This is a genomic window from Dietzia sp. UCD-THP, from assembly GCF_000349585.1.
Classification (GTDB): domain Bacteria; phylum Actinomycetota; class Actinomycetes; order Mycobacteriales; family Mycobacteriaceae; genus Dietzia; species Dietzia natronolimnaea_A.
Window position 1 is genome coordinate 1 of record NZ_AOSR01000147.1, and the last position, 6,463, is coordinate 6,463.

At 67.5% G+C, this 6,463-nt stretch carries 5 protein-coding genes and 1 pseudogene; all 6 read left to right on the top strand.

The features are described from left to right. Nucleotides 1–101: 101 nt before the first annotated feature. Nucleotides 102–1,592 carry an SCO6880 family protein gene (locus tag H483_RS40060; protein WP_017836504.1) on the top strand — a complete coding sequence of 497 codons (1,491 nt, stop codon included), beginning with the start codon at nt 102–104 and terminating at the stop codon, nt 1,590–1,592. A gap of 89 nt (nt 1,593–1,681) precedes the next feature. Further along, complete coding sequence (locus H483_RS27440; protein ID WP_238556267.1) at nt 1,682–3,367, top strand: ATP/GTP-binding protein; 1,686 nt, start codon at nt 1,682–1,684, stop codon at nt 3,365–3,367. Further along, nucleotides 3,364–3,606, top strand: coding sequence for a transposase (locus H483_RS27445; protein WP_017836505.1), 243 nt, complete (start codon nt 3,364–3,366; stop codon nt 3,604–3,606). Before H483_RS27440 ends, H483_RS27445 begins: the two co-directional genes overlap by 4 nt. Nucleotides 3,607–3,611: 5 nt before the next feature. Next, nucleotides 3,612–5,240 carry a peptidoglycan DD-metalloendopeptidase family protein gene (locus H483_RS27450; RefSeq protein ID WP_031264785.1) on the top strand — a complete coding sequence of 543 codons (1,629 nt, stop codon included), beginning with the start codon at nt 3,612–3,614 and terminating at the stop codon, nt 5,238–5,240. Nucleotides 5,241–5,260: 20 nt separating this feature from the next. Then, complete coding sequence (locus tag H483_RS27455; RefSeq protein WP_238556268.1) at nt 5,261–5,800, top strand: hypothetical protein; 540 nt, start codon at nt 5,261–5,263, stop codon at nt 5,798–5,800. A 31-nt stretch (nt 5,801–5,831) separates the two neighbouring features. Continuing rightward, nucleotides 5,832–6,463, top strand: a pseudogene (locus tag H483_RS0119395) (conjugal transfer protein); the annotation flags it as partial.

Genomic DNA, 6,463 nt, shown 5'->3' on the forward strand with positions numbered 1-6,463 from the left:
CGCATGAGCCAGTCCACCGAGCAGATGCTCGACGGTGCTCTGGCCGCGCACCCGACTCCCCACCACTACCGATAGAAGAGCGCGGAGGACAGCTGGTGTCTATGACAGGCGAGCAGGCGGACCTGCGGCTCTACACGCTGGGCGAGAAGTCGCAGCGCACGGGCATGTTCGGCCTGCCACTGCGGGCGACGATCATCGCCGGGGTCGCGTTCATCGTCGCGATGTTGGTCCTGATGCAGGGCGGGTTGGGCGCGGGGGCGCTCATTGCGGTGCTGGCGGTGGGGTACCTGGCCCCGGCGGTACTGCGTATCGGAAATCGAACTCTCTACGAGGTGGCACAAATGAGATGGCAGTTCTGGCGGGCGCAGGCAGCTGGGTCGACGGTGTACCGGTCCGGGCCCAACTCACGAGTGCCGGGGGGTCGATACCGGCTACCGGGAGCACTGGCCAAAACCGAGCTCCACGTCGGCCGAGACGTGGCCGGCAATGACTTCGCGCTGATCCGAGACCGAGCACTGAACCAGTACACGGTCCTACTCAACGCGTCCTCGCGTGGGCAGGAGCCGCTGACGGTTGCCAACCGTAACGACATGACGGCCGAATGGGGAGCCTGGCTGGCCGACCTCTCGCTCAACGACGACGTGGTGGCCGCCACGGTGACAGTCGAGTCCTATCCGACCACCGGCCAGGACCTCATGGCGGCAGTGAAGAACTCGGTAGACGAGTCCACGCCCGAGATCGCCCGCAGGATTCAGGCCGAATCAGCGGTGGAGTTCGCTCGAGGCAAGCTCGTGACCCGCTCGTGGATCGCGATCACGTTCAAGGCCGCTACAGCGATGCAGCGCAAGGACCCCGAGGCGATGGCCACGGACCTGGGGTTCCGGCTTCCGGGCCTGTATCAGCGGCTCGAGTATGCCGGGGTGTCGGCCACACCGATGAGCCCGGAGGCCGCGGTGGGTCTGGCGATGCGCTGCTATCGCCCAGACCTCGAGGAGGTGATCAACAGGGCACGCTTGGCGTCCGAACCACTGGGAGTGGACTGGGAGGATGCCGGTCCAGCCACGGCAGTGGCCAAATGGAACCACTACCGGCACGAAGACTGGGTCTCGCGCAGTTTTGAGATGGCCGCCCCGCCGGCAGCAGCCTTCCCGGACCACGTTCTGCGTCCGCTGCTGGAGCCGAAAACGGACATCCCGCGTAAGCGGATCACGTTAGTGTACCGGCCGATCGCCGCCGGTGACGGGCAGCGGCAGGTGGAGAAAGAGCACACTGACGCGGTCAACGCCGCGAACAAGACCCGCTCGATCGGTAAGGCCACGGCAGGCCTGCGTCTGGAACGCACCGAGGCCGCCCGGCAGGCGCTGGCCCGAGGTGGGCAGCTGGGGGAGTACTCGCTGCTGGTGACCCTGACTCTGCGGGAGGCAGAGCTGCTCGACCAAGGGGCGGCGATCATCGGCCAACTCGGCAACCGATCGCAGCTACGGCTGCACTCGACCAACGGCCAGCAGGATGCAGCGTTCGCCGCGGGCTTGGGCCTGGGCGTTCTGCTCGATCAGAAGTCTACGATCTCGAGTTTTGCGAGGGCCGAGTGATGGCGCGCCGGCCTGAGACCCCTATCGGGCCGGCCGAGCTTGAGGAGCTGCACTCGCGCGTCACGGCGGGTGATGCGCCGCCTCCGTGGGTGGTGACTCCGACAGGTCGGGCGTACAAGCGATGGTGCGATGAGCACCCGGAGCGCGCCGAGCAGGTGCGCACCGCGCGACAGGCGCCTCAGGTCCGCTACCGCAAGCCCCGGTTCACCAGTCGATACAGCTCGGTCGACGGTCGCGGGTTCAAGGGCGCGTTCTCGGGCCGTATGGCTGTGGCCTCTGCTCCTGGTGTGACGCAGACCTCGACGAACTACGGCTGTGGGTTCAACCCGTGGGTGGTGGGGGCGACCGCCCCGGCAGTGGGTGTGCCGTTGGGAGTCCACGCCCAAACGGGGCAGGACGTCTCGGGGGACGTGCTGTCGTGGTTCAAGGCGGGGATCATCGGCAACCCCTCGGCCTTTGTGCTGTCGCTACCCGGTCTGGGCAAGTCGACACTCATTCGCAAGCAGTTCATCGGCGCGGTCGCCCAAGGGCATGTGCCGATCGTCGCTGGTGACATTAAGGGCGAGTACGTGGCGGTGACCGACGCGATGGTCACCCCGGCCGGAAAGCGCGGACAGGTGATCCGGCTGGGCCACGGTCACGGGCACCTGAACCCGCTGGCCGCGGGAGCGCTCGGGGAGGCGATCCCGGTTATGCGGGCTCATCTGGAGGAACTGCACGCCCGGGGCGAGGACAACACCAGGCTGGCCGAGGCGATCACCGAGACCGAGGAGTCGGTGCACTCCCGGCAGGTGACGATGGTGATGGCTCTGGCCGAGCTGATCCGTGGCCGGACCCTGGCCGACTTCGAGGGGTTGGTGATCTCCGCGTCGTTGCGGTCCATGCGAGAGTCCGGGCAGTTCTCGTTCTCCTCGCCGCCGCTGTTGCGCGATCTGATCGACTTCATTCGGTCGGGTAGCGACGGGCTACGCCGCGCGCTGTTCGTGGCCGACGAGACCGAGTATCGCCGCACCGTGCAGACCCTCGTACAGACCCTGGAGTCACTGACTGACGGTGTGATGGGACAGGTCTTCGCTGAGCACACCACCACCAAGATCGACCTCGACGCCCCCGCGATCTGTATCGACGTCTCGGCCATCTCGCGCGGTGACCAGTCCCTCAAGGCAGGGGTGTTGCTGGCGTGCTGGTCGGATGCCTACGGGGCGATGGAGGCCGCGCACGTGCTGGCCGACTGCGGCCTGGCCAATCAGCGCTACTTCCTGGCGATCCTGGATGAGATGTGGGCGACCCTCGGAGCCGGCGCGGGGATGGTGCAGCGAGTAGACGAACTCACCAGGCTCAACCGCACCGATGGCACGGGACTGCTGATGATCACCCACACAGGACGCGACCTGGAAACGCTGCCCAATGAGGTCGACGTCAAGACCGCGATGGGCTTCATCGAGCGTGCCGGCATGGTCATCTGTGGCGGTCTGCCCGCCGGAGAGCTGGATCGCCTCAAGGGCGTACTCCAGTTCAGCGATGCGGAAGCGGCCATGATCACCGCGTGGTCCAAGGGCGCTCCGATCGAGCGCACACAGCTACGCCAAGAGAAGAAGCGACCGCTGGGTCAGGGCATGTTCATGCTCAAACCGTCCAAAGACGGAACCCACGGGATCCCGATCCACGTGCAGCTGACCCATACCGAGCGGGCGACCAACATCCACGACACCAACACTCGGCTGAGGGAGTTCCTCGACGCCGCGCCCTCGTCCCAGCAGGCGGCGATCGCATGAACGCCTCACCGTACGACGACGCCTTCCGCAACCAGGTCGTAGAGCGGCTGGTCGACCTGGAGCCCGGGTTCCCCTCAACCTCCGCCGCGGCAGAGGTCGTCGCCCGCGAGTTCGGCATCAGCCGCGACTCCGTGCGCCGCTGGGCGGTCGCAGCCGGGGCATGGATGGCCCACAACTCCTCCACCCTGCGGGCACTGCAAGCCGAGAACGCCGCACTGCGGGCACAGCTAGGCCGGTAGTGACGATGCGTCCGGTCAAGCTCGTCGTCGGCCTGGTCATCGGTGTCATCCTGCTGGCGCTGGTGATCGTGGTGATCCTCGGTCCGACCAGCGACGACCGGTGCCTCCCCGACGGCGGCATCACCGGAGGCGGCGGCGTGCCCGCCGGCGAGCTCAGCCTGCCGATCGCCGAGGGTGACTACGTCGTGTCCTCGACGTATAAGAGCGCGGACCGGCCCGATCACCGGGGCATCGACCTGGCCGCCCCCGACGGCACCCCGATGTACGCGATGGCCGGGGGAGTGGTGACAGCCGCCGGCCCCGCCTCCGGGTTCGGGAACTGGATCATCATCGACCACACGATCGACGGCAAGCCCTACTCGACCGTCTACGGGCACATGTGGGACGACGGGGTCGCAGTGCAAGTGGGCGACACCGTCACCGCAGGACAGCACATCGGCAAAGTGGGCAACAACGGCCAGTCCACCGGCGCTCACCTGCACTTTGAGGTGTGGGAGGGCGGAAGGCTGGCGGGGGGAACCGAAACCGACCCGCAGCCATGGCTCGACAGGGCAGTCAACCCGGGCTCCGGCGGGAGCGAACCAGACGACCAGCACAGCAGCAGGACCCCGGCCCCGTCCTCGCCGAAGCGGCCAGCTCCGCCGTCTGGCGGCCAGATGCCCGATTCGGACAAGATCCAGTCCAAGGAGAACCTGCAGGTCGACTCGATCCGCGTTGCCCGGGCCGTCGCACAGCGATTCCCGTCAGTGCAGACCATCGGTGGTTGGCGCCCGGTCGATGCCTACCCGGATCACCCCTCGGGGCGGGCGGTGGACATCATGATCCCGGACTACGAGTCCGGCGAGGGCCGTGAGCTGGGGAATCGGATCAAGAACTACCTGCTCACGCACCGCGAGTTCTTCCATCTCGAGTACATGATCTGGCGGCAGATGTACATCCCCGCCGAAGGTCAGCCCAACCAGATGCCAGACCGGGGCACCCCGACCGAGAACCACTTCGACCACGTCCACGTCACCGTCGTCGGCGGCGGGAAGCCGACGGACGACCAGCGCTACGGATCGGCCCCCACCGACGGAGCTGACGACTCCTCGGAGACCAGCGGAACAGCCGCCGGCGAGGACTGCGCCCCGGACTTCGGGCACCGGAGCCTGAACACCGGCGAGATCCCCGAGGAGCTGCGCAAGTGGATCGACCTGGGCGGCCAGGTGTGCCGCGAGGTCGATTCGCCGCTATTGGCCGGGTTGCTCTACCACGAGTCGGTGGGGTTCCAGGCCACCGCGGTGTCACCGGCCGGCGCCCAGGGCTACGGGCAGTTCATGCCTGGCACGTGGGCGTCCAAGGGCGCGAAGGTCGACGACAACGGTCAGGTGGCCGGACCGCCCGGCTCGGGATCCCCGTCCGATCCGGCCGATGCAACGATGGCCGCCGCCCGCTACCTGTGCGAGATCGCCGAGGGCCAGCGAGAGGGCATCGCCTCCGGCCAACTCAGCGGGGATCCGCAGGCACTGATGCTGGCCGGGTACAACGCTGGCCCGGGAGCGGTGCAGCAGTACGGAGGGGTTCCGCCCTACGCCGAGACTCAGAAGTACGTGGTCATCGTGCCTCAAGAGGCCGAGCGGTTCGGACGCGCATGAACGAGATGAGGGATCAAGCGATGAGCAGAATGAAACTAGTCCTACTAGCGGCACTAGTGATCGCCGTAGCGGTGGCTGCCGTGGCGGTAGCGATCACGCTGGGCCGCAAGGACGAACCCGGCACCGACGCACACGTGCACATCGACCCGATCACTACGGCAGACGAGGTGGCGGTCGCGGTGATGTCCGGGGTCCACACGTGGACCCCGGCTCAGCAGCAGTCCCCGTGGGATGCGATGCACGCGATCGCCGACCAGCTGACCGGGCCGATGGCCACCGCAGCGGCGACTCGTCCCGATCCCGATCCCACGCCCCGGCAGTGGCCGGCCTGGGCCAGGTCCGGTGACCGCGTGATCGGAGCTGCCAGCCTGGCCGGCGAGCAGGACCCGGTGAACGACGACGCTGAGACCGCGCAGCGGGTGGTGCAGGTCCAGCAGAAGGTGCTGCACACCGACGGTGCGACCACCCCGCTCGAGCAGATCACCGTGACCGTCGAGTTGGAGCTCGCCGGCGACCACTGGAAAGTCTCCGGCTACCAGTACAGATCCGTCGGCGACTAGACCAGCGCGAACACCACATTAAGGAGCAGTCATGGCAGGCAAAGACGTCGCAAGAAAGTCACAGACGCGCGAACCCGGACCGACAATCGCACTGGCCACCATGGGTCTCATCGCGGCCGCGGTACTCGGCGTGTGGGCGTGCCTCACACTCGGGGAGAAGCTCACGGCCAGCGACCAGGACGTTCCCGGCAACCCGGTAGTCGCGGTGATCGACCTGGCGCAAGGACAGATCGAGTGGACCACCGGCGCCACCATCGTCGCGGTCGCCCTGGTGCTCATCGCCGGCGCCCTGCTGGGCGGTGTCGCAGGTGCACTGGGGCGCCGGCAGGCCCGCAAGACTCGGGTAGACGACGTGAGCCAGCACCTGGCCGGCCGCGCGGACGTGAAATCGCTGTCTGCCAAGAGCGTGACTCGCGCGAACCGCAGCCGGGGCGAGGCCACCAGCGTCCCCGGGGTGTACATCGGCAAGGAGGTCTCCACTGGGCAAGACCTCTGGGGCGGTTGGGAGGACCTGCACCTGGATCTGTGGGGTCCCAGGCAGGGGAAGACCTCCAGCCGGATCATCCCGATGATCCGGCGAGCGCCGGGCATCTGCATCTCCACCTCATGCAAGCGCGATGTCATCGAGGCGACCATGCCGTTTCGGCAGCAGGTCGGCCGGGT